Source organism: Niveispirillum sp. FG148, assembly GCF_057809655.1.
On sequence record NZ_JBMDKJ010000004.1, the window covers coordinates 42,116 to 61,877 of the forward strand.

The 19,762-nt window shown below is 64.8% G+C and carries 22 protein-coding genes; 6 read left to right on the forward strand and 16 right to left on the reverse strand.

Annotation, left to right across the window (positions count from 1 at the left end):
* Window positions 1-6 precede the first annotated feature (6 nt).
* Window positions 7-285: a hypothetical protein gene (locus ACODTW_RS05475; protein ID WP_488944942.1), complete on the forward strand. Its 279-nt coding sequence runs from the start codon at window positions 7-9 to the stop codon at window positions 283-285.
* Window positions 286-359: 74 nt separating this feature from the next.
* Window positions 360-1,373 (forward strand): sensor histidine kinase, encoded by a 1,014-nt coding sequence (locus ACODTW_RS05480; RefSeq protein WP_488944943.1) that lies wholly within the window; start codon window positions 360-362, stop codon window positions 1,371-1,373.
* Window positions 1,374-1,376: 3 nt separating this feature from the next.
* Here ACODTW_RS05480 and ACODTW_RS05485 read toward each other — a convergent pair whose 3' ends face one another.
* The 4 genes from ACODTW_RS05485 to ACODTW_RS05500 all read right to left on the reverse strand — a co-directional run bounded on the left by ACODTW_RS05485 (window position 1,377) and on the right by ACODTW_RS05500 (window position 4,111).
* Window positions 1,377-2,150 carry a glycerophosphodiester phosphodiesterase family protein gene (locus tag ACODTW_RS05485; protein WP_488944944.1) on the reverse strand — a complete coding sequence of 258 codons (774 nt, stop codon included), beginning with the start codon at window positions 2,148-2,150 and terminating at the stop codon, window positions 1,377-1,379.
* Window positions 2,147-2,389, reverse strand: coding sequence for a hypothetical protein (locus ACODTW_RS05490; protein WP_488944945.1), 243 nt, complete (start codon window positions 2,387-2,389; stop codon window positions 2,147-2,149). The genes ACODTW_RS05485 and ACODTW_RS05490 overlap by 4 nt, the downstream gene beginning before the upstream one ends.
* Before the next feature lie 4 nt (window positions 2,390-2,393).
* The gene (locus ACODTW_RS05495; protein ID WP_488944946.1) at window positions 2,394-2,705 is read right to left on the reverse strand and encodes a hypothetical protein; all 312 of its coding nucleotides are present in this window, start codon (window positions 2,703-2,705) and stop codon (window positions 2,394-2,396) included.
* A 134-nt stretch (window positions 2,706-2,839) separates the two neighbouring features.
* Window positions 2,840-4,111: a hypothetical protein gene (locus ACODTW_RS05500; protein WP_488944947.1), complete on the reverse strand. Its 1,272-nt coding sequence runs from the start codon at window positions 4,109-4,111 to the stop codon at window positions 2,840-2,842.
* A 561-nt stretch (window positions 4,112-4,672) separates the two neighbouring features.
* On the opposite strand from ACODTW_RS05500, the gene purB reads away from it, so the two are divergent.
* A complete protein-coding gene (gene purB / locus ACODTW_RS05505; RefSeq protein ID WP_488944948.1) occupies window positions 4,673-5,968 on the forward strand; it encodes an adenylosuccinate lyase in 1,296 nt (431 codons plus the stop codon).
* 76 nt (window positions 5,969-6,044) lie between these two features.
* Here purB and ACODTW_RS05510 read toward each other — a convergent pair whose 3' ends face one another.
* From ACODTW_RS05510 to ACODTW_RS05520, 3 genes are all read right to left on the reverse strand, one after another.
* Window positions 6,045-6,287, reverse strand: a complete 243-nt coding sequence (locus tag ACODTW_RS05510) for a hypothetical protein (protein WP_488944949.1) — start codon at window positions 6,285-6,287, stop codon at window positions 6,045-6,047.
* Between the two features lie 5 nt (window positions 6,288-6,292).
* Window positions 6,293-6,751, reverse strand: a complete 459-nt coding sequence (locus ACODTW_RS05515; RefSeq protein WP_488944950.1) for a Fur family transcriptional regulator — start codon at window positions 6,749-6,751, stop codon at window positions 6,293-6,295.
* 84 nt (window positions 6,752-6,835) lie between these two features.
* Complete coding sequence (locus tag ACODTW_RS05520; protein WP_488944951.1) at window positions 6,836-7,231, reverse strand: helix-turn-helix domain-containing protein; 396 nt, start codon at window positions 7,229-7,231, stop codon at window positions 6,836-6,838.
* A 157-nt stretch (window positions 7,232-7,388) separates the two neighbouring features.
* Here ACODTW_RS05520 and ACODTW_RS05525 point away from each other — a divergent pair, with 157 nt between their 5' ends.
* Window positions 7,389-8,639: an Hsp70 family protein gene (locus ACODTW_RS05525; protein WP_488944952.1), complete on the forward strand. Its 1,251-nt coding sequence runs from the start codon at window positions 7,389-7,391 to the stop codon at window positions 8,637-8,639.
* Here the strand turns inward: ACODTW_RS05525 and ACODTW_RS05530 are convergent.
* Window positions 8,630-9,412: a DUF599 domain-containing protein gene (locus ACODTW_RS05530; RefSeq protein WP_488944953.1), complete on the reverse strand. Its 783-nt coding sequence runs from the start codon at window positions 9,410-9,412 to the stop codon at window positions 8,630-8,632. The two genes, ACODTW_RS05525 and ACODTW_RS05530, sit on opposite strands and share 10 nt — an antisense overlap.
* A 7-nt stretch (window positions 9,413-9,419) precedes the next feature.
* The gene (locus ACODTW_RS05535; RefSeq protein WP_488944954.1) at window positions 9,420-10,904 is read right to left on the reverse strand and encodes a pentapeptide repeat-containing protein; all 1,485 of its coding nucleotides are present in this window, start codon (window positions 10,902-10,904) and stop codon (window positions 9,420-9,422) included.
* A 161-nt stretch (window positions 10,905-11,065) separates the two neighbouring features.
* On the opposite strand from ACODTW_RS05535, the gene ACODTW_RS05540 reads away from it, so the two are divergent.
* Window positions 11,066-11,566, forward strand: coding sequence for a PaaI family thioesterase (locus ACODTW_RS05540; RefSeq protein WP_488944955.1), 501 nt, complete (start codon window positions 11,066-11,068; stop codon window positions 11,564-11,566).
* A gap of 53 nt (window positions 11,567-11,619) precedes the next feature.
* On the opposite strand, the gene ACODTW_RS05545 is transcribed toward ACODTW_RS05540, so the two are convergent.
* Both ACODTW_RS05545 and ACODTW_RS05550 read right to left on the reverse strand, forming a co-directional pair.
* The gene (locus tag ACODTW_RS05545; RefSeq protein WP_488944956.1) at window positions 11,620-11,985 is read right to left on the reverse strand and encodes a ribbon-helix-helix domain-containing protein; all 366 of its coding nucleotides are present in this window, start codon (window positions 11,983-11,985) and stop codon (window positions 11,620-11,622) included.
* Between the two features lie 192 nt (window positions 11,986-12,177).
* Window positions 12,178-12,585, reverse strand: coding sequence for a metallopeptidase family protein (locus tag ACODTW_RS05550; RefSeq protein WP_488944957.1), 408 nt, complete (start codon window positions 12,583-12,585; stop codon window positions 12,178-12,180).
* A gap of 102 nt (window positions 12,586-12,687) precedes the next feature.
* Here ACODTW_RS05550 and ACODTW_RS05555 point away from each other — a divergent pair, with 102 nt between their 5' ends.
* Window positions 12,688-12,999 carry a 4a-hydroxytetrahydrobiopterin dehydratase gene (locus ACODTW_RS05555; protein ID WP_488944958.1) on the forward strand — a complete coding sequence of 104 codons (312 nt, stop codon included), beginning with the start codon at window positions 12,688-12,690 and terminating at the stop codon, window positions 12,997-12,999.
* On the opposite strand, the gene ACODTW_RS05560 is transcribed toward ACODTW_RS05555, so the two are convergent.
* From ACODTW_RS05560 to ACODTW_RS05580, 5 genes are all read right to left on the reverse strand, one after another.
* Window positions 12,977-13,912, reverse strand: a complete 936-nt coding sequence (locus ACODTW_RS05560) for a 5'-methylthioadenosine/S-adenosylhomocysteine nucleosidase (RefSeq protein WP_488944959.1) — start codon at window positions 13,910-13,912, stop codon at window positions 12,977-12,979. The genes ACODTW_RS05555 and ACODTW_RS05560 overlap by 23 nt on opposite strands.
* A gap of 79 nt (window positions 13,913-13,991) precedes the next feature.
* Window positions 13,992-15,851 (reverse strand): DUF885 domain-containing protein, encoded by a 1,860-nt coding sequence (locus ACODTW_RS05565; protein WP_488944960.1) that lies wholly within the window; start codon window positions 15,849-15,851, stop codon window positions 13,992-13,994.
* A 44-nt stretch (window positions 15,852-15,895) separates the two neighbouring features.
* Complete coding sequence (locus tag ACODTW_RS05570; RefSeq protein ID WP_488944961.1) at window positions 15,896-17,740, reverse strand: DUF885 domain-containing protein; 1,845 nt, start codon at window positions 17,738-17,740, stop codon at window positions 15,896-15,898.
* Window positions 17,741-17,862: 122 nt separating this feature from the next.
* On the reverse strand, window positions 17,863-18,813 hold the full coding sequence (gene gshB, locus ACODTW_RS05575; protein ID WP_488944962.1) for a glutathione synthase: 951 nt from the start codon (window positions 18,811-18,813) through the stop codon (window positions 17,863-17,865).
* A gap of 89 nt (window positions 18,814-18,902) precedes the next feature.
* A complete protein-coding gene (locus ACODTW_RS05580) occupies window positions 18,903-19,754 on the reverse strand; it encodes a SirB1 family protein (protein ID WP_488944963.1) in 852 nt (283 codons plus the stop codon).
* Window positions 19,755-19,762 lie beyond the last annotated feature (8 nt).

Sequence of the window (19,762 nt, forward strand, 5' to 3'; positions counted from 1 at the left end):
AAGGGGATGAGCCGTGGTGGCCGCGTGATGCTGATCTGCCTTCTTCTGCTGCTTCTGGGCGCGGCGGCGGGCGGAATCTGGGCCTGGAACGTCGTCGCCGACGGCGCCCAGGGTTCCGACATCAGCCCCCATGGCTTCATCGCGCTGGGACTGGGCATCCTGGGCTCGCTGCTGGTGGGTGGCGGGCTGATGACCCTGGTATTCATCTCCAGCCGCAGCGGCCATGACCAGGCTGTGCATGAAGAGACGACCCGCCAGATGCCGCCCGACAACGGGCAGTACTGACCATCCGGATAAGCGACAAAAGATCACAAGCCCGTTTATACAGGGGTGAGGCTCCGCCGCGAAGGGAAGGGTTCATGTCGCTGTTGCAGGCTGTCGAAAACCGCAGGCAATCACCCATTTTCGCCTATGGTTTCGCGCTGATCGCCTTTGGTTTTGGCCTGGCCACGCGGCTGCTGGCCGAGATGGCCCTGCCCGCGGGCTTCCCGTTCCTGACCTTTTTTCCGGCCGTCATCCTGTCCACCTTCTTCGGTGGATTGTGGCCGGGCGTCCTGGTGGCCGCCCTGTCCACCGTTTCAGCCTGGTACTTCTTCATTCCACCGGCGGGATTTGCCCTGAACGGGCCAGGTGCGCTGGCGCTTGGCCTGTTTATCATGATCGTCACCATCGATATCGCGCTGATCCATGTGATGAACAGCGCGCTGACCAAGCTGCGGCTGGAACGCGCCCGCGCCGTACGGGCCGAGCAGGCGGCAAGCACCCTGGCAGCCCACCGGGCCGTCCTGTTCACGGAGCTGCAGCACCGGGTGTCGAACAATATCCAGATCGTCTCCGCCCTGCTGGCATTGCAGCGGGCCGAGGTCACGGATGAAAGGGCCCGTTGCGCCCTGGCCGATGCGGCCACCCGTCTGGCCATGATCGGCCGCATCCAACGCCGGCTGTACGATCCCGACAAGGAAGGGGCCGATATTGCCGGCTTTCTGACGGAACTGGTGCAGGATGTGGTGCAGGCCGGTGCGCCAGTCGGCGTCACGGCCGAGGTCATCGCCGATCCCCTGACCCTGCCGCCGGAAAAAATCATCCCGGCCGCCCTGATCCTGGCCGAACTGGTCGCCAACTGCCTGGAACACGCCTTTGCCGGCCGGCCGGCGGGACGGATCCGGGTGCAGGTGCAACGAACATCCGATGGACGGGCGGCACTTACGGTCGAAGATGATGGCGCCGGCCTGCCGCCCGGGTTCGATGCGGCAACGGTTTCCAGCCTGGGGCTGAAACTTGTCCGCCTGCTTTCTCAGCAGTTGGGCGGCAGCTTCATCATGGTGGACACAGGTGCGGGCACCCGGGCGGACCTGATTTTCCCGACCGCTTAACAGTCATGGGGCGCCATACCACTGCCCCCGGGCCTGCAGCACCCCGCGCAGCACGGTGGGCCGGTCGGTGATCAGACCGTCCACACCCATGTCCAGCAGCGCTTCCATCGTCGCGGCGTCGTCCACGGTCCAGACATGCACGGCCAACCCGCGGGCATGCGCCGCGCCGACGAATGCAGGCGTGACCACCCGCAGCCCATGCCAGGTGCAGGGTACCTGCAGGCAGAACGGGGCCGCCGGGGCCGGCATCGGCAAGCCGCGCGCCCCCAGCCAGACCCGCGCCACCTCCGCCGGGCCGGCGGACGAACAAAGGTCGGAGCCGATGTCGCGGCGCAGGCGGGCCAGACGCGATCCGGAAAAGGACCCGACACAGACACGGTCCAAGGCATCGTGCCGACGCAGCGCATCGACCAGCGCCCGTGCCGCCGCGTCCGATTTGGGATCAATGTTGAAGCGCAGATCCGGCCAGCGCTCCAGCACCTCGTCCAGCAGGGGAATGGGTTCACGCCCGCCGACGCGCACCTGGGACAGGGCCGGCCAGGACAGTTCATCCACCCGCCCCGCCCCGTCCGTCAGCCGGTCCAGCAGCGGATCATGGAAGACGATCAGGCGGCCGTCGGCCGTCAGCTGCACATCGGTTTCGATATAGCGATAGCCCAGCCTGACCGCATGGTCGAAGGCGGCGATGCTGTTTTCCGGCGCTTCCAGCCCGCCACCGCGATGGGCAAAGGCGATGGGGCCGGGATGGTCGAGATAGGGATGGGCCCGCCGCCTCATGCCTGGGGCGACTTCCCGTCCAGCCGCGGCCAGCGCGTCAGCGCCACAATCCACAGGCCGACCGTCAGCAGCGGGAAGAACAGGAACACCGCCAGCGGCCAGAGCGGGTTGCGCCCCGTCTTGCCCACGGCGATGCCGGCCATGCAGATGGTCCAGGTGATGGTCAGCACCACCACCAGCATGGACGCCCAGGGCGGCAGGAAGGGCAGCATATCCACCAGATCGCCATAGCGTGGCATGGGTTCAGCCTTCCTTCTTCGTGGTGGCCCGGGCCTTTTCCCGCTTCAGTTTTTCACGCGGATGCAGTTTTTCCGGCTTGGGCGGCAGGGTGGGCCAGGTCTTGAAGGCCAGCAGCGTGGCGAATATGGCCCAGCCGAACAGCGGCAGGATCAGCCACGCAACCCAGGCCACCGGCAGTCCCGCCCGCAGCAGCAGCCGGCGCGCCGGCCACAGGGCCAGAAGGCTGATCAGTGCATGCACCAGAAGGGCGCCCTGCCAACCGCCGATACTGCCGTCACCCAGACCCATGTCGCGACCCGCTTCCAAAACGTTCATGGGGACATAGCATGAAACACGGCCCCGTCAACATCGCTGGTCATGTAACAAAAAGGCCCGGCTTCCGCTCGCCTTTGCGGAAACCGGGCCGAAGCCGCGACCGACCGGACGCGGCCGAGATCAGGAGACAGGGATCAGAAGCGGACGCGGGCACCCGTCATGATGGCCAGCGAATCGTGGTAATTCACCGTGCTGGTCTTGTACTGGTGGTTACGCACGCCGGCATAAAGGTCGGTCGCCATCGCGTCGACGACCTGCACGATCCAGGCGCCATAGGCATCGCCTTCGGCACCCTTCACGTTCATGTCATCCTGCGTGAAGTAATCAATGGAAAAGGCCGTGGTGCCCAGGCTGTTCAGCTTGGTGATGTAGCCCAGCTTGCCATAATAAAAGGTCGTGTCGACATTGTTCTTCTGGTCGCGCGTACCGGCAGCCAGCGTCACGTTGAAGCCATTCTCCATGCGCACCGACACAGAGCCGTTGACCTGGTCATTGAAATCGAAGCCGGCCACATCGCGGCTGTCGGAATTGGCGTAGGCGACAGCACCGGCCACCGTGGTGGTGCCGATCTTGGCGTTGTAGCGCAGCACGGCATCGGTCGCACCGCCCTCGGTCACGCTGGCGGACGCCACGAAGCCACCGCCAAAGCTCGGGCTGTCATAGCGCACGCGGTCTTCGCGATGCAGACCGTCCAGGTTGGAGAACAGGGAATTGATGGTACCGCCCGCGGCTCCCGCCTTGGTGCGCATGACGATACCGCCGAACGTGGCGCCGATGTCGGAGTAGCCGCCCAGGTTGGCGGTCCCAGACAGGTCGACCTCAGAGGTGACATTGGAGGCCGTGTCACCCTGGCCGACGGTCAGGCGACCCAAGCGCTTGCTTTCGATATAGAATTCCAGCTTGCGCTCGTTGAACGCGAAGGAACCGCCATCGGTATAGAGGCCGGAGGAACGGGAATTGGCCGAGATGGCTTCCAGTTCGATGTCGGTACCGGCCGACCATTCGTCGTCCAGCTTGGCCGCACCCGTCAGACGGAATCGGGTGGAGGCGCCGTTATTGTCATTGAACATGAAATCGTTGGAGACGCCGTCATCGGCGTAGACGACCATGCGGTTGACCCAGCCGGTCAGGGTCAGCTTGTACTTGTCATTGCCGGACTGCACGATCTGCGGCGCCTTGAAGGCGCTGGCGGCGACCAGCGGGGCATCCTTGGATGCCGGCGGACCGGCCGGCGTGCTGGGGGCCTTTTCCAGCTTCTCGATGCGGGCCATCAGGGCCTGCACCTGGGCACGCAGGGCCTCGACCTCGCTGGCCGGGGCTTGCTGCGCCAGCGCGGGTGCTGCACCAACGGCCAGCAGGGCGGCACCTGCCAGCAAGGCAGACGTGATCCGGGGCGAAACTCTCATCGGCAAATCCTCCCTAGGGCGGCCCCGTGGCGGGGCACTCATTTGTTACATTAAGATGTCACTGATGTGACGAACCACATGTTTGGCGTGCAGAGGCGTCGGGTTCCCACCCGCCTGTGGTCCAATCGCAACAGTTCTACCAATGATGTGCCGCGGGAACGATTTGGTTCGATGATGGGATCGACCCGTCCATTACTGTCCGACACATCAGAACGATATGATTGTGACAATGGGTGTCATTAATCTGTAACCCCGACCTTTGGCGTGGGCCGGGGTACGGTTAATATCCGTGGCATCCATGCCACAGGTGTCATAGCCTGTCCCGGTGATCGCAACCGATCACCGGGCTTCAAGGCCAGCGCCGCCATCCGGCGGCCCGGCGACGCCGCATGTGCGGCGCGGCTGCCGTCGCCACCGTACCAATTCCCGTTGAGGCCGCCTCACCGGGAACTGGTATCAGACATGGCACCCTGTCCGGGGCGGCACTGGTCAGCGATCCCAACTGCCCTTATGGTCCGCCCCGCCTTTTCCGCCACACTTCCAGCGCCAGGGCCGACTGCCATGATCCCCCGCTACTCCCGCCCCGAAATGACCCGCATCTGGGACCCGGAGAACCGGTTCCGCATCTGGTTCGAGATTGAGGCCCATGCCTGCGACGCCCAGGCCAAGCTGGGCGTCATCCCGGCCGAGGCCGCCAAGGCCGTGTGGGAGCGCGGCGCCTGGGAAATCGACCGTATCGATGAGATCGAGCGCGAGACCAAGCATGACGTCATCGCGTTCCTGACCAATCTGGCCGAGCATGTCGGGCCGGAGGCCCGCTTCGTCCATCAGGGCATGACCAGCTCCGATGTGCTGGACACCTGCCTGGCGGTCCAGATGACCCAGGCCGCCGACCTGCTGCTGGCCGATCTGGACAAGCTGCTGGAGGCGCTGAAGCGCCGTGCGCTGGAACATAAATATACGACCACCATCGGCCGCAGCCACGGCATCCATGCCGAACCCACCACCTTCGGCGTGAAGCTGGCCGGCCATTACGCCGCCTTTGCCCGCAACCGCAAGCGTCTGGAAGCGGCCCGGGCCGAGATCGCCACCTGCGCCATCTCCGGTGCGGTCGGCACCTTCGCCAATATCGACCCGTTCGTGGAAGAATATGTGGCGGAGAAGCTGGGCCTGTCGGTGGAGCCGCATTCCACCCAGGTGATCCCGCGCGACCGCCATGCCATGTTCTTCGCCACGCTGGGCGTCATCGCCGCGTCGCTGGACAATCTGGCCACGGAAGTCCGCCACCTGCAGCGCAGCGAAGTGCGCGAGGCGGAGGAATATTTCTCGCCCGGCCAGAAGGGCAGCAGTGCCATGCCGCACAAGCGTAACCCGGTGCTGTCGGAGAACCTGTCGGGCCTGAGCCGCATCGTCCGCGGCTATGTCACCCCGGCGCTGGAGAATGTGACCCTGTGGCACGAGCGGGACATCTCCCACTCTTCTGTCGAACGCATGATCGGCCCCGACGCCACTGTCACGCTGGATTTTGCCCTGGCCCGCGCCACGGGTCTGGTCGACAAGCTGGTGGTCTATCCGGATAATCTGCAGAAGAACCTGGATATGCTGGGCGGCCTGCACAATTCGCAGCGCGTGCTGCTGGCCCTGACCCAGGCGGGGATGAGCCGCGAGGACGCCTATCGCGCCGTGCAGCGCAACGCCATGCCCGTCTGGCTGGAAGGCAAGGATTTCCGCACCATGCTGAAATCCGATGCCGAGGTGATGAAGCATCTGGGCGAAGCCCAGATCGACGATGTGTTCGATCTGGGCTACCACACCAAGCATGTGGACACGATTTTCCGCCGCGTCTTTGGCGAGTGATCGGGTAGACATGAAAAGGCCCGGACGGCAACCCCGTCCGGGCCTTTTCATGTCCGGCACCAACGGTGCAACAGGTTCAGTGCAGCGCTGCCCGGCTGACCCAGGACCCGACAATGGCGGCGGCTGCGACTGCTTCCGCCTCCGGATGGTGCCATTGATAAACGGCGACGGCTGCATCCAGGCAATGCGGGTCGGGCACGCCACAGGCCCGCATTTCCCGATAGGCACGGGTGACGGCGGTACGGCAGCAATCGCCCGTGCCCGCCGCCGGGTGATCCGCGCAGGGACGGCCCAGATATTTCTCGGGGATACGGCCCATGTCGATCAGACCTTGGAACCGTGACCGCCGGGGACGTAGGGCCGTTCCACTACGGGCCGGTCCTTGCGCACGCCGTAAAGCTCCAGCCGGTGCCCGATCAGGCGATAGCCCAGCTCATCCGCGATCTTGTTCTTGATGGTCTCCAGCTCGTCACTGGAGAATTCCACCACCTCACCCGTCTGTACGTCGATCAGGTGGTGGTGATGCTCTTCCTTCGCCTCTTCATACCGGGCGCGGCCATCGCCGAAATCCAGCCGTTCGATGACGTTGGCTTCCTCGAACAGCCGCATGGTGCGGTAGACGGTAGCGATGGAGATATGGGGATCGATCTCGACCGCCCGCCGATAGACCTGCTCCACGTCCGGATGATCCTGGCTGTCGGACAGGACCCGGCTGATGACGCGGCGCTGCTCGGTCATCTTCAGGCCCTTCTGGACGCAAAGCTGTTCAAGACGGGAAGGCATGTCGGTCGGCTCCGATCAGTAGGCGACAAGGATGTTTGCCGCACATATGGACCATCCCGCCCGCCGGGGCGAGGGGTTTGGGCCCTATTCGGCGGCATTTTCCTCCATTGTGGCTCGATTGTCGACAGGTGGATGCCCCAGCAGCGTCAACAGGGCGGCCAGCTGGACCGTCCCCATGCGGGGCAGTTGCCGGGCCAGCAGGTTGGCCGCCAGCGTGTGATCGGGGGACAGCCCGGCCGTCTCCACCGCCACCCGCGGGTCGCTGAGCGCGGCCAGCCGCTCCATCTCCTCCGCCTCGTCCCAGATCAGGCCGAAATAGGTGCAGATCTGGCGCAGCAGCATCGGTGACGGCAGCCCCTTGTGGCCATGTTCCAAGGCCGACAGATAGGCAGAGCTGATTTCCAGCTCGTCGGCCATCTGTTTCAGGCTGACGCCCTTGCGGGCACGCAGAAGACGGACACGGTGGCCAAAGGGGGTCATGGAAGGTCGGATCGTCCACAGTTGCAAAAGCCAGCATAGCCGGGAATGCAGCCGCGGTGAAAGCCCATGGACAGGGTCATTCCCACCGGCAGCCCTTGACGGCGCGACGGCTGGGCCTTAGAAACCCTGCCTTTTTGCCTGAATGGAGAATGGTGTCATGCTGGCCTGCGGTCTTGATTTCGGCACCTCCAACTCCACCCTGGGCGTCGCGGATGGCGCCGGCGCCCACATGCTGCCCCTGGAAGGCGGACAGGAGACTCTGCCCAGCGCGATTTTCTTCGATTTCGAGGCACACCGCCCCAGCTTCGGCCGCGCCGCCATCGCTGCCTATGTGGCCGGCGGCGATGGACGCCTGATGCGGTCGATCAAGTCGGTGCTGGGCACCAGCTTGATTGACGAGGAGACCTTGCTGGGCCGCCGCCGTGTCGGCTTCCGCGAGGTGATCGGGCTGGTCATCCGCCATATCAAGGAAGAGGGCGAGCGGCAGTGCGGCCGGGAGCTGACCCATGTCGTCCACGGAAGGCCCGTGCATTTCGTTGATGGCGACGATGCCGCCGACCGCCGGGCAGAGGATGCGCTGGCCGACATTGCACGGGCCAGCGGCTTCCAGGATGTCAGCTTCCAGTATGAGCCCATCGCCGCCGCACTTGCCTATGAGGCGCAGATCAATGCCGAGCAGATCGCCCTGATCGCCGATATCGGCGGCGGTACGTCGGACTTTTCCATCGTGCGCATCGGTCCGGACCATGCGCGCCGCGCCGACCGGGTGCAGGATATCCTGGCCAATGACGGCGTGCGCATCGGCGGCACCGATTTCGACCGGCTGTTGAGCCTGGAGGCGGTGATGCCGCATCTGGGCTATCGTTCCCCCCTGCTGCGCCAGGGCCTGCTGACGCCCAACCATCTGTTCGTTGACCTGGCGACCTGGGCGAAGATCAACTTTCTGTACAGTCCCGCCGTCCTGACCGATGTCGAACGGCTGGTGAAGGAAGCGCAGCATCCCCAGTTGATCCGCCGTCTGGTCACCGTGCTGGAGCAGCATCTGGGCCACGCCCTGGCCATGAAGGTGGAAGAGGCCAAGATCGGCCTGTCGGGGGCCGCCACCGTCGATGTCGATCTGTCCATCGTGGAAAAGGGCCTGGACGTACCGGCCACGCGCGGGCAACTGACCCGGGCCGTCGCCGACCCGGTGGAACGGCTGGCCGCCATGACCACGGATTGCCTGCGTCAGGCCGGCCTGCGCGGGGATCAGGTGGATGCGATCTTCCTGACGGGTGGTTCAACCCTGCTGCCGGCCGTGCGCGGCGCCATTACCGGGGCCCTGCCCGAAGCCCGCGTCGTCGAAGGCGACAAGTTCGGAGCCGTGGGTCTGGGCCTGACCATCGAGGCCGGGCGGCGTTACAGCTGACCCGGCCCCCCGGCCGTCTCCTCCCGCGCGACATCCCCCTTGCCCGGCAGGCCCGCCGGCCGTTCGCCCATGCCATGCACCGAATAGCGGGCGACGGCGTCGAAGGCGGCGGAGCGGAACTGGCGGCGCCAGAGGATATAGGTGACGAATGTCACCAGACCCATGAAGATGAAGGGATGGATCATCCAGCCCAGGCTGGCGAAAGCGTAGTAATAGCCGCGCAGGCCCCGGTTGAAGCTGGTGATGGCCAGCGTCATCATCTTGGCCGCCGCCTTGGCCGTGGTCAGCGCCTCTTCCCCCGGATCCAGGGGGGCGCCGCCGATCAGCGCGATCGTGTAGTTGAACTGGCGCACGGCCCAGGTGAAGGAGAAGAAGCTGTAGACAAAAATGCCCAGCAGCAGCAGCAGCTTCACCTCGAATACCGACCGGTTCGTCGTCTGGGTGAAGCCCAGTTCCATGACCACCCGATAGGCATTGTCGGACGCTGCCAGCACGCCCAGCAGGCCCGCCAGGACCAGCACCGTGGTAGAGGCGAAAAAGGACACGCTGTGGATCAGATGACCCATCAGCATGCTGTCCATCACCCGGTTGTCCCGGTACAGCATGTTGGTCATCCAGCGGATACGGATGCGCAGCATATGCTGGTTCAGGCTGGTGGGCGCGCCCTGGCGCCGGTCGGTCAGCCAGCCATAGCCCCACCAGGCCGCAACGAACCAGACCAGGGCCAGCACATCCGCCCAGGTCAGTGTCAGCGTCGTCAACAGCGCGGGCATCGCCCCCTCACCCCAAGCGGTATCGCGGCGCCACCAGCCCGTTCAGATAGGTCTTCAGTTCGGGCGTCAGCGGCTCGAACTTCAGTGACACGGAACGGGCCTTTCCGTCCAGGCCCATGACCTTGGCCTGCACAGGAACCGGTTCCCCACCGCCCGGTGCGGCCACCAGCAGCGTGACCAGTTCGCCTTCCTTGTACAGGGAGGGGTCGGCATCCAGGGCCATGCCGCCGAAGGACCAGTTGCGCGACCGGGCCATGCCCTTGCGACTGCCCACGGCCAGGGCGGGATGGACAAAGCGGCGCAGACGGCGGCGCTGCTTGGCCTCCGGATCGGTGGCGCGGGTGGCACCGGCCAGATCGGCCCCGCGCATATTGACGCCGGTGACGATGGCCCCCGCCAGATCAGCCTTGCGCAGGATGGCGCCTGACAGCACGGCATTGGTCAGGTCCGCGCCCCGCAGGTTGGCCCCATCCAGGTTGGCGGGCCAGGTACGGCCGCCCGACATGGGCTGGGCCGTCAGGTCCACGCCGGCCAGATGCGCCCCGGCCAGATTGGCCCGGCGCAGTGTGGCGCCCGACAGGACCGACCCGTCCAGAACCGACGTCGACAGGTCGCTGTAGGAAAAATCAGCCATTTCCAGGCGGTTATCCGACCAGTCGGCAGCAATCACCCGGCATCGGCGCAGCCGCGCGCCGGCCAGATTGCGCCCATGCAGGACCACCGGGTCCAGTTCGGCCATGTCCAGGTCCAGCCGCGCGCCCTGGGCCCCGCCGCTGTCGATCCAGCGTTCATGGGCGTCGATCAGGGCCGCCAGTTCGGCCGGCGGGATGCGCCGGCGCGGTGGCTCGGCGATCATGGCCGCCACGCCGTCGGGCAGATGCCGGCCACGCGACAGCATATCGGCTGCCACCACCGTGCCGGCCAGTTGCGCACCCGACAGATTGGCGCCCGATAGATCGACGCCCAGCATGACGCATTTGGACAGGTCCGCCCCCGACAGGTCGGCATCCATCAGGTCAGCCCCCGTCAGGTCGCAGCCCGTCAGCTTGGCCGAACAGAGGATGGCGCGTTCCAATCGCGCCTCCGTCAGCACAGCGGCACCGTCGCGACGCGTGGCGCCGGAACTGTCCGACAGGGTGCCCGACCGAAAATCCGCCCCGCGCAGGATGACGTCGTTCAGCGTGGCCCGGTGCAGATTGGCCCCGCGCAGGTCCGCCCCCATCAGGTTGGCACCCGTCAGTTCCGCCCCTTCCAGATCGGCCCCGAACAGGTCGGCGCGGGCCAGATCCGCCCCCTCCAGGTTGCAGCCGGCCAGATTGGCGCCGGCAAGCTTCGCTTCCGCCAGACGCGCACCCTTCAGCGCCAGACCCGACAAATCCTGGAACTGCAACTCGGCGCGCCGCCCACCCTTGCCATCAAGCCATTGACGGTGAAGCTGGAATTCCTTGCGCAGAAATTCCAGGTCGCGGTTTGCCGGCGTTTGCGTGGTCATGTTCGGTTGCCCTGGTCGGACCAGTTTATGATTCTGTGGTCACACCCTACGCTAGAGAATGGTCAGGAACAATCGGCGCAACGATCCGGCATGCGAATGGTTGACCCGACGGAAGGCATGAGTTAGAACGACCGTTCGTTCTTTTATCAAGGAAACCCGTGATGACGCGCCGGACACGCCAGTATGAATGGGATGCCACGCCGCTGGACCGGTCGCTGCTGACCACATTATCCGGGCTGGAGATCGTGCGCCGCATCGCCCGGGGCGAGCTGCCGCCGCCCAGCATGGCCGTAACCCTGGGCATGGACCTGCTGATCGGCGAGGTGGAGGAAGGCCGCGCCGTGTTCGAAGGCATGCCGGGCGACCATGTCCTGAACCCCCTGGGCAGCGTGCATGGCGGTTTCGCCGCCACCTTGCTGGACAGTGCCATGGGCTGTGCGGTCCACACCACCCTGCCCCCGGCCACGGGCTTCGGCACGGTGGAACTGAAGGTGAATTTCCTGCGGCCGATCATGGCCGATGCGGGCGTGGTGCGGGTGGAGGGCAAGGTGATCAATGTCGGCCGCACCCTGGTGCTGGCCGAAGGACGCGTCATCGGCCGTGACGACGGCCGGCTTTACGCCCACGGAACCTCCACCTGTTTCGTGCAGCCGGCCCGATAGGGTCCGGCGTGGCGCTCTGAAGACACTATTATTTATTCTCCCTACAGTAGTAGTCATCCGGCTCCCGGCTGCGGGGCCGACTGCAGGTTCAGAGCGGCTGTAATGATGTCCGGATTGCCCGTGCCGTGTCCGGCGCGCTGGTGCCCCTCCTCCGTTGAGGCCAGCCGGTAGTAATTCACCAGAAATACCCGGATCGCGGCAGTCAGCGAGGCGGCAGCGGGCTTGCGCTCGACAATCCGTGTGCAGATATCATGGACATTGTGGTTTTCCCGCATGGCCACATCGGCAAGGGCATCCCACATTTCAGGTTCCATCCGCAGGCTGGTGCGTTTGCCCAGCACGACAACATTGCGGATGACCAGAGTACTGCTGCCATCGGGCACGTCTTCATTGCTGAAGCGCTTGGAACGCGGCGGCAAGGCAACCTCCATGATGTCACAGGTCCGACCCGGCGGCGCGCAGCCGCTCGGGTCCAGTTGCATAAACCAATATGCCAAGGCATATGACCTGTTCAATCAAAATTGTGATGAAGTCAGATCGATCACGGTGTGCACCGGCATTCCCGCACCTTGGATGGTGCGGGCGGGGCATCGCGCATGAGGGCGAATGCGTCAGTCAGCCTGGGCTTCCAGCGCTTCCATGTCGTCGTCGCTGAGCCCGAAATGGTGGCCGATCTCATGGATCAGCACATGGCGGACCAGATGCTCCAGGTCCTCCCCCGTCTCGCACCAGTAATCCAGGATGGGGCGGCGGTAGAGGAAGATCAGGTCGGGTTCCAGGCGCGGCTCGGTGATGTGCTGATGCGTCAGGGCCACGCCGCGATAAAGCCCCAGCAGGTCGAAGGGGCTTTCCAGCTCCATCTCCCGCTCCGTCTCCTCGTCGGGGAAATCCTCCACCCGGATCAGGACATTGCGCACATGGTCGCGCAGTTCCTGCGGGATGGACTGCGCCGCACGGGCGGCGATGGTCTCCATTTCGGCCAGGGTCGGGGCGGTGGTGAAGCGGCGCAGCGAGGTCATCGGGGTAATCCGGAAAACGGGCAGGCCCCCCTCCGCGCGGCTTGACGCCGACCGGCGCACGGGTCCACCAACAGGCAAACAAATCCTGATCAGGAGGAAGAGATGACGCAAGCCCAAACCGGCCGGCCCGCCAAACTGGCAACAAATGCGGTGGAAGAAGCGCTGAAATCCCTGCCCGGCTGGACGCTGCGCGCCGATCAGGCCGCCATCGTCAAGACGTTCCGATTTACGGATTTCAACGAGGCGTTCGGCTTCATGACGCGGGTCGCCATCCTGGCCGACAAGATCGACCACCATCCCGAATGGTTCAACGTCTATAACCGCGTCGATGTCACCCTGAACACCCACGATGTGGGTGGTGTCTCCCGCCTGGATCTGGAGATGGCGGGGTTCATGGAACGCGCGGCGGGCTGACGCCGGGGCCAGGCAGCGCCGTCAGGAACGCCGTCAGCACCTTGGCGGCATTGCTGGCGGCCAGCGCCATGAAAGTATGCATGCGGTTTTCGTCCGGATCGGCCCCGGCCAGATCGGACACGCTGCGGAAGATGATGAAGGGCACGCCGTTCTGTTCGGCCACCAGGGCCACGGCTGCACTTTCCATGTCAACAACGCGGGCGCCGACCGTGCCGTTCAGATAGGTGCGCCAGCCTTCATTGTCGACAAAGGCCGGACCCGATACGCCGTCACCACCCAGCACGGCCTTGGGCTCCGTCGCCAGACAGGTCTTGTTGGCCGCACATTTATCCATTTTCACGCCCGGCACCACCTTCTGCGCCAGGGCATAGAGGTCGCCCGTCGCCTCGAACCAGAATTTGCGCACAGGCTCGCTTTTGCCCTGCTGGCGGATATAGGCGTTGGACGGCTGGATGACGCCATAGGCCGGGTATGGCAGGCTGGCCCAACCGGCCGGCAACAGCCGGCCATCGGTCCCTTCCCGTACGAAATGGCTTTCCAGGAACTGGCCCCAGCGGCGGGGCACGGCCACGTCGCCGATATGCAGCGCCGGGTCCAGGCCGCCGGCAATGCCCGTAAACAGCAGCGCATCGACCTTGAACCGGTCGAACAGCATCTGGGTGGTCATGGCGGCGTTCACCATGCTGACGCCAGACAGGACAAGCACGACGGGCCGGCCGGCCAGGGTGCCCGTGGTGAAATCCACCCCATGCACATTGACCGTGTGCTTGTCCTTGGTCGCGGCCAGCAGGGGCACCAGTTCCGGCGGAAAGGCCGACATCACGGCCGTACGCGGGGTCTGATCCAGCACCTCCGCCCGCGCCGGCGCCAGAACGAGGAACAGGCTGAACAGGGCGACGGTCAGGCGGATCATGGCAGGTCCATGTTGCAGTGCGGGATAAGGAGAGTGGCGTGGGTTGCAACCACCGTCAACCCACGCCGGCCGCCCCCAATCACACCTTCTTCATCTTGATCCAGGCGTCCACCTGTTCGCCCAGCACATCCAGCGGCACCGCCCCCGTCCGCAGGACCAGATCATGGAAGCTGCGCAGGTCGAACTTCGCCCCCAGTTCCTTCTTCGCCTTGTCACGCAGGTCCAGGATCTTCAGCATGCCGACATAATAGCTGGTGGCCTGGCCGGGACTGACGATATAGCGGTCCACCTCCCGGATTACCTGATCGCGGTTCAGCGGCGTGTTGGCGACGAAATAATCGATGGCCTGGGTCCGGGTCCAACGCTTGGCATGAATGCCGCTATCCACGACCAGACGCACGGCACGCCAGATCTGCGTCGTCAGACGGCCGAAATCGGCATAGGGGTCCTGATAGAAGCCGACCTCCTTGGGCAGTCGCTCGGCATAAAGGCCCCAGCCCTCAATATAGGCGCCATAGAAGGCGTAGCGGCGGAATTCCGGCACGTCGCCCAGTTCCTGGGAAATGGCGATCTGCATGTGATGGCCGGGGATGGCCTCGTGATAGACGATGGCATCGGCCTGCCATTTCGCCATTTCCCGCATATCGGCCAGATTGGCGTAGAAGATGCCGGGCCGCGACCCGTCGGGAGCGGGCTGGTTATAGAAGGCGGGCGGCGAGGATTTCTCGCGATAGGCCTCCACCCGCTTCACGATGACCGGCGCCTTCGGCTTGGTGATGAACAGATCATCCAGGCGGGCGGAGAAATCGGCGATCACCTTCTCGCAATGGGCCAGATAGGCGGCGCGGCCGGCATCGTCATTGGCGAAGTAGAATTGCGGATCGCTGCGCAGATGCTCAAAGAACTGCGCCAGCGTGCCCGTGAAGCCGACCTTGGCCATGATGCCGGCCATGTCCTTCTGCAAAAGGTCGACATGCTTCAGGCCAAGCGCATGCACCTCGTCGGGTGTCATGCTGGTGGTGGTCGAACGCTGTACGCAGAATCGATAATAATCACCCCCGTCCGGCAGCTTCCACACACCGTCATCATCGGTGGCGACGGCTTCCAGCTTGGCGGCGGCGGCGTCCAGCGCCTCGTAGGCGGGCTTCACCTTGGCCACAAGGATGGATGAGGCCTCAGCCACCAGCTTGGCCTTTTCCGCGTCGGGAATGGTCAGGGCCGCCACCTTCTTCTTGAAGTCGGCGAAGATGGCGTTGTCCGGCCCCTGGTCGAAGGGGGCACCGGTGATGACGGCGCGGATGTCCGGCCGCATCTTCACCAGGGAGAATTTGGGCGGCACGATGCCCTTGGCCGCACTGTCCTGGGCCCGGTCAATCACCTGCTGCAGCACACGCGGGATGCCGGACAGACGCGCCAGATAGGCCTCTGCGTCCGATAGGTCGGCAATCTTGTGCTGATTGGCCAGGAAGCTGGGGATGCCGGTATGCCGGCCATAGAGATGGTTGATGGGATACCCATGGGCGCGCCAGCGGCGGGCCGCAATGTCATCCTCGCAACCCTTTTCGAACAGCCGGTAATTGATGGCGTCGGCCGGGGGCAGCGCCTTCACGTCCCAGCCCTGGCGCAGCAGGGACAAAGCCTGCCTGGTCCGCTCCAGGGCGGCATCAGCGAAACCGTCCGACAGATCGTCCCAGCGGTCATAATTGGTCTTGCGCCCGCGCGATGTCTGCGTCTCCGGCGACAGCGCCAGCTCCGCCTCGTACATCTCCGCGAAGAAGGCGTTCAGCGCCGCTACGTCACCCTTGTTCTTCGGCTTGGTCGCGTCCGACAGCGATAAGGGGCCGGGCACGGCCTGGGCCCAGGCGGCCTTTGACGCCGTGGCAAAGGCGATGGCGGCGGCACCGGCCAGAAGCTGCCGGCGGTTGGGAATATGGGTCATGGATTGCCTGCTGTTCCGTTGTGCTTGTTGTTGAATGGGGGTCTTCAGACCCCCTTGATCCAGCCATCGACCACATTTTCCAGCACCGACAGCGGCACGGAACCGTTGCCCAGGATGGTGTCGTGGAAGCGCTTGATGTCGAATTTGGCGCCCAGAATCTTCTGGGCCTTTTCCCGCAATTCCAGGATCTTGCGCATGCCGATGTAATAGGCGCAGGCCTGACCGGGATAGACGATGTAACGGTCGACCTCGCGTTCGGCCACTTCACGGGTGAAGGCGGAATTGGCGACGAAATAGTCGATGGCCTGGGTCCGGGTCCAGCGCTTGGCATGGATGCCCGTATCCATGACCAGCCGCAGCGCCCGCCACAGGCCGAAGGTCAGCCGGCCGAAATCCGAATAGGGATCGGCATAGAAGCCCAGTTCCTTGGGCAGCCGTTCGGAATAAAGCGCCCAGCCCTCCCCATAGGCCGTATGGAAATCATTGCGGCGGAAGGCCGGCAGGCTGGTCGCCTCCTGCGCCAGGGCGATCTGCAGATGGTGGCCGGGAATGCCTTCATGGAAGGCCAGCACCTCCATCTGCCAGATCGGCATCTCCTTCATGTTCGACAGGTTGACATAATAGATGCCGGGGCGCGACCCGTCGGCCGCCGGCTGGCCATAGCGTGCGATGGTCTCGCTGGCCTCGCGGTAGCGTTCGAACCGCTGCACGATCAGGTCGGCCTTGGGCTTCAGGTTGAACTGCCCCTCCAGCACAGCCTTCACCCGGTCCAGGATCAGATTGGCGCCTTTCAGATAGGCATCGTGCCCGGCATCATCATCGGCAAAATAGAACCGCTTGTCGGTGCGCAGGAACTGGTTGAAGGCGGCCATGTCGCCCTTGAACCCGACCTTGTCCTTGATGGAACCCATCTCCGCCTGGATGCGCTTCATCTCTGCCAGACCCAGCGCATGCACATCCTCTGGGTCCAGTTTCAGGGTCGTGTGCCGCGACAGGCACCATTGGTAATAGGCGGCGCCGTCCGGCAGCTTCCACACCCCGTCCCGGTCATCCGTCTGGGCCAGAAGCTTTTCCACACACGCGGCCAGCCGCTTCCAGGCCGCCGCGAAGGGGCCCGCCAGCAACGTTCCGGCCTCGGCCACCAGCGACGCCTTGTCGGTCGACGGCAGGTCCAGGGCCTCCACCTTGCGCCGGAACCCGGCCAGCAAAGCCGTCTCCTCCGGCGCGTCAGGCTGGAACGGGCGGCCGGTCAACACGTTGCGCACGGCGTCCAGTGTCTTCTGCAGGGAAAAGCGGGGCGGGTTCACCCCCTTGGCCGCGCGGGTCTCCAGACCCTGAATCAACTGGTCGACGGGTCGATCGATCGACTTCACCCGCGCCAGCCAGGCCAGCGCCCCCACCTTGTCCCGCACGGGATGATAGGTGGTCAGGGTGTCGATGATTTCCCCATGCCGGCCATTGAAATGGTCGGCCAGATAGAAATTCCCGCGCCAGCGGGCGACGGACAGGCGTTCCTCGGCCTGATATTCCCACAGCTTCTTGTTCAGCAGGCTTTCCGGCGACAGTTTCGCATCGGGAAAGTCGCGCCGCAGCCTTTCCAGGTCGCGGGCCGTTTCAGCATCATCGGCGGCCAGGGACGCGTCGGACAGGTCATCCCAGGCCCCCTGGTCCCCCGGCAGACCCAGGGAGGTGCGCAGTTCAGGGGACTTGGCAGCCTGCCGGGCAAAGGCATCGGCGAAGAAGGCGTCCAGGTCGGCATCGATGCCGGTGGCCGGGGCGCCTGCCCGCACCGTCAACACCCCGCCCGTCAGGCTCCAGGCGGCCAACCCGCAGCAGGAGCAGAGAAAGGCCCGGCGGCCCATGGTCGACGTGGCATCAAGCGGACCCATCACATCCCCTTCCCTTATCCATGGCGGACAAGAGAGTAGGTCGAGTCGTATACGATCGGCAAGGGGATGGACCAGGGCCGGATATGGGAATTGGACCCTTCCCGACCCTGGTGCCAGCGTCGTCAGCGTGTGGCGGCGTAGCGCGCTTCCATCGCGTCCCACAGCGTTGATTCCAGGGCCGATCCGTTCAGGCGGTTGATCTCCTGGATGCCGGTCGGGCTGGTGACGTTGATCTCCGTCAGGTAGTCGCCGATGACGTCGATACCGACGAACAGCAGGCCCTGTTTGCGCAGCGTCGGGCCGATGGCCTCGCAGATCTCCTGCTCCCGCGCTGTCAGCACGGTCTTGCCCGCACTGCCGCCGGCATGGAAATTGGCCCGCGCCTCCCCATCCTGCGGGATGCGCGACACGGCACCCGCGGGCTTGCCATCGATCAGGATGATGCGCTTGTCGCCCTTGCGGATCTCCGGCAGGTATTTCTGCACGATCACCGGTTCGCGATAGAGCTGGGTGAAGGTCTCCAAGAGCGCGCCCAGGTTCTCGTCATCTGGTTTCACGTGAAACACACCGGAGCCGCCATTGCCGTAAAGCGGCTTGACGATGATGTCCTTCCATTCCGCCCGCGCCGCCAGCACCTCCTCGCGCGAGGAGGTGATGACCGTCGGCGGCATCAGGTCGGGGAAATGGGTGACAAACAGCTTTTCCGGCGCGTTGCGTACCGACACCGGATCGTTCACGACCAGCGTCTTGGGATGGATATGTTCCAGAAGATGCGTGGCCGTGATGTAGGCCATGTCGAACGGCGGGTCCTGGCGCATCAGCACCATGTCCATGGTCGACAGGTCGATCACCTCCGCGGTACCCATGCTGTGATGGTTGCCGCGTTCGCGCCGCACCTGCATGGGGCGCACGCGGGCATAAAGCTTGTTGCCGCGCAGCGCCAGATCGCGCGGATGATAATGCCACAGGGCATGGCCGCGGCGCTGGGCTTCCAGCGCCATCATGAAGCTGCTGTCGGTATCGATATTGATGGACTCGATCGGGTCCATCTGGATGGCGACCTTCAGGGTCATGGATCAATCTCCGGCACAGGGGCGGAAAGGAGGATGCGGATAGGAATACCGCATTCGGACGACAGCACCATGCGCGCCGTCACAGGAACTCAGTTCAGCCGGCCGCGCAATTGCCGCAGCAGATGCTCGGTATTCTCCAGCAGCTGGGCCGATGCCCCGCGCGCACGGCCCAGCCGCAGGAAATGTTCGAACGCCGCGATGCCGGCCGACAGGTTGCCCAGATGCGCGTTCAGCAATCCCGATTCCCGCCACAGGCCGATATGGTCGGGCGCGAACAGCAGCATTTCCTCCACCACGGCCAGCGCCTTGGCGGGCTGGTCCGTCGACAGATGGCGGAGCTTCAGGTTGTTCTGCAGGCGCAGCAGCACTTCGCGGTTCGACACCGGGGCATAATGGTCGGGCGTCAGTTCGGCTTCCATGCCCATGGTCAGCTTCAGCAGGTCACGCAGGTCGCGCGGATCACGCGGATTGGCGCCATCGAACGGGTCGAGGATCTGGCGCCCGCCGGCATGGTCCAGCCGGATCAGGAAATGGCCGGGGAAGTTCAGCCCCATGATCGTCCAGCCATTGGCCCGGGCCGCCACCATGATCAGGATGCCCAGGCTGACAGGCAGGCCGCGCTTGCGGTCAATGACCCGGAACAGGTTGGCATTCTGCAAGTCGCTGTAGGTCTCGCTGTCACCCTGATAGCCATGGCGGACCGCCATCAGCTGGTTCAGCGCCGCGACCCGATCGGCCAGCGTCGGCGCGCCACCCATCTCCGCCACGATGTCAGCCAGATCCGTGGCCAGGTCGGCCAGATGCCGCCGGTAGGGGACAAGGTCTGTCCCCGGATACTCCAAAAGCGCCAGCGCCAGGGCAGCCTCGCCCAGGTCGATATCATCATCTGCCACTTGGCCGATGTGGCGCAGGATGTCCAAGGCCTGTTGGCGCGGCGTCACGGGCGGTG

Excerpts from the sequence above, each read along its gene's own strand:
- ACODTW_RS05490 (WP_488944945.1), bottom strand. The coding sequence starts at position 2,389 with ATGCCACGCTATGGCGATCTGGTGGATATGCTGCCCTTCCTGCCGCCC.
- ACODTW_RS05535 (WP_488944954.1), bottom strand. The coding sequence starts at position 10,904 with ATGACCACGCAAACGCCGGCAAACCGCGACCTGGAATTTCTGCGCAAG.
- ACODTW_RS05500 (WP_488944947.1), bottom strand. The coding sequence starts at position 4,111 with ATGAGAGTTTCGCCCCGGATCACGTCTGCCTTGCTGGCAGGTGCCGCC.
- ACODTW_RS05530 (WP_488944953.1), bottom strand. The coding sequence starts at position 9,412 with ATGCCCGCGCTGTTGACGACGCTGACACTGACCTGGGCGGATGTGCTG.
- ACODTW_RS05495 (WP_488944946.1), bottom strand. The coding sequence starts at position 2,705 with ATGAACGTTTTGGAAGCGGGTCGCGACATGGGTCTGGGTGACGGCAGT.
- ACODTW_RS05540 (WP_488944955.1), top strand. The coding sequence starts at position 11,066 with ATGACGCGCCGGACACGCCAGTATGAATGGGATGCCACGCCGCTGGAC.
- ACODTW_RS05485 (WP_488944944.1), bottom strand. The coding sequence starts at position 2,150 with ATGAGGCGGCGGGCCCATCCCTATCTCGACCATCCCGGCCCCATCGCC.
- purB (WP_488944948.1), top strand. The coding sequence starts at position 4,673 with ATGATCCCCCGCTACTCCCGCCCCGAAATGACCCGCATCTGGGACCCG.
- ACODTW_RS05550 (WP_488944957.1), bottom strand. The coding sequence starts at position 12,585 with ATGACCTCGCTGCGCCGCTTCACCACCGCCCCGACCCTGGCCGAAATG.
- ACODTW_RS05560 (WP_488944959.1), bottom strand. The coding sequence starts at position 13,912 with ATGATCCGCCTGACCGTCGCCCTGTTCAGCCTGTTCCTCGTTCTGGCG.
- ACODTW_RS05515 (WP_488944950.1), bottom strand. The coding sequence starts at position 6,751 with ATGCCTTCCCGTCTTGAACAGCTTTGCGTCCAGAAGGGCCTGAAGATG.
- ACODTW_RS05480 (WP_488944943.1), top strand. The coding sequence starts at position 360 with ATGTCGCTGTTGCAGGCTGTCGAAAACCGCAGGCAATCACCCATTTTC.
- gshB (WP_488944962.1), bottom strand. The coding sequence starts at position 18,813 with ATGACCCTGAAGGTCGCCATCCAGATGGACCCGATCGAGTCCATCAAT.
- ACODTW_RS05525 (WP_488944952.1), top strand. The coding sequence starts at position 7,389 with ATGCTGGCCTGCGGTCTTGATTTCGGCACCTCCAACTCCACCCTGGGC.
- ACODTW_RS05520 (WP_488944951.1), bottom strand. The coding sequence starts at position 7,231 with ATGACCCCCTTTGGCCACCGTGTCCGTCTTCTGCGTGCCCGCAAGGGC.
- ACODTW_RS05475 (WP_488944942.1), top strand. The coding sequence starts at position 7 with ATGAGCCGTGGTGGCCGCGTGATGCTGATCTGCCTTCTTCTGCTGCTT.
- ACODTW_RS05555 (WP_488944958.1), top strand. The coding sequence starts at position 12,688 with ATGACGCAAGCCCAAACCGGCCGGCCCGCCAAACTGGCAACAAATGCG.
- ACODTW_RS05570 (WP_488944961.1), bottom strand. The coding sequence starts at position 17,740 with ATGGGTCCGCTTGATGCCACGTCGACCATGGGCCGCCGGGCCTTTCTC.
- ACODTW_RS05565 (WP_488944960.1), bottom strand. The coding sequence starts at position 15,851 with ATGACCCATATTCCCAACCGCCGGCAGCTTCTGGCCGGTGCCGCCGCC.
- ACODTW_RS05510 (WP_488944949.1), bottom strand. The coding sequence starts at position 6,287 with ATGGGCCGTATCCCCGAGAAATATCTGGGCCGTCCCTGCGCGGATCAC.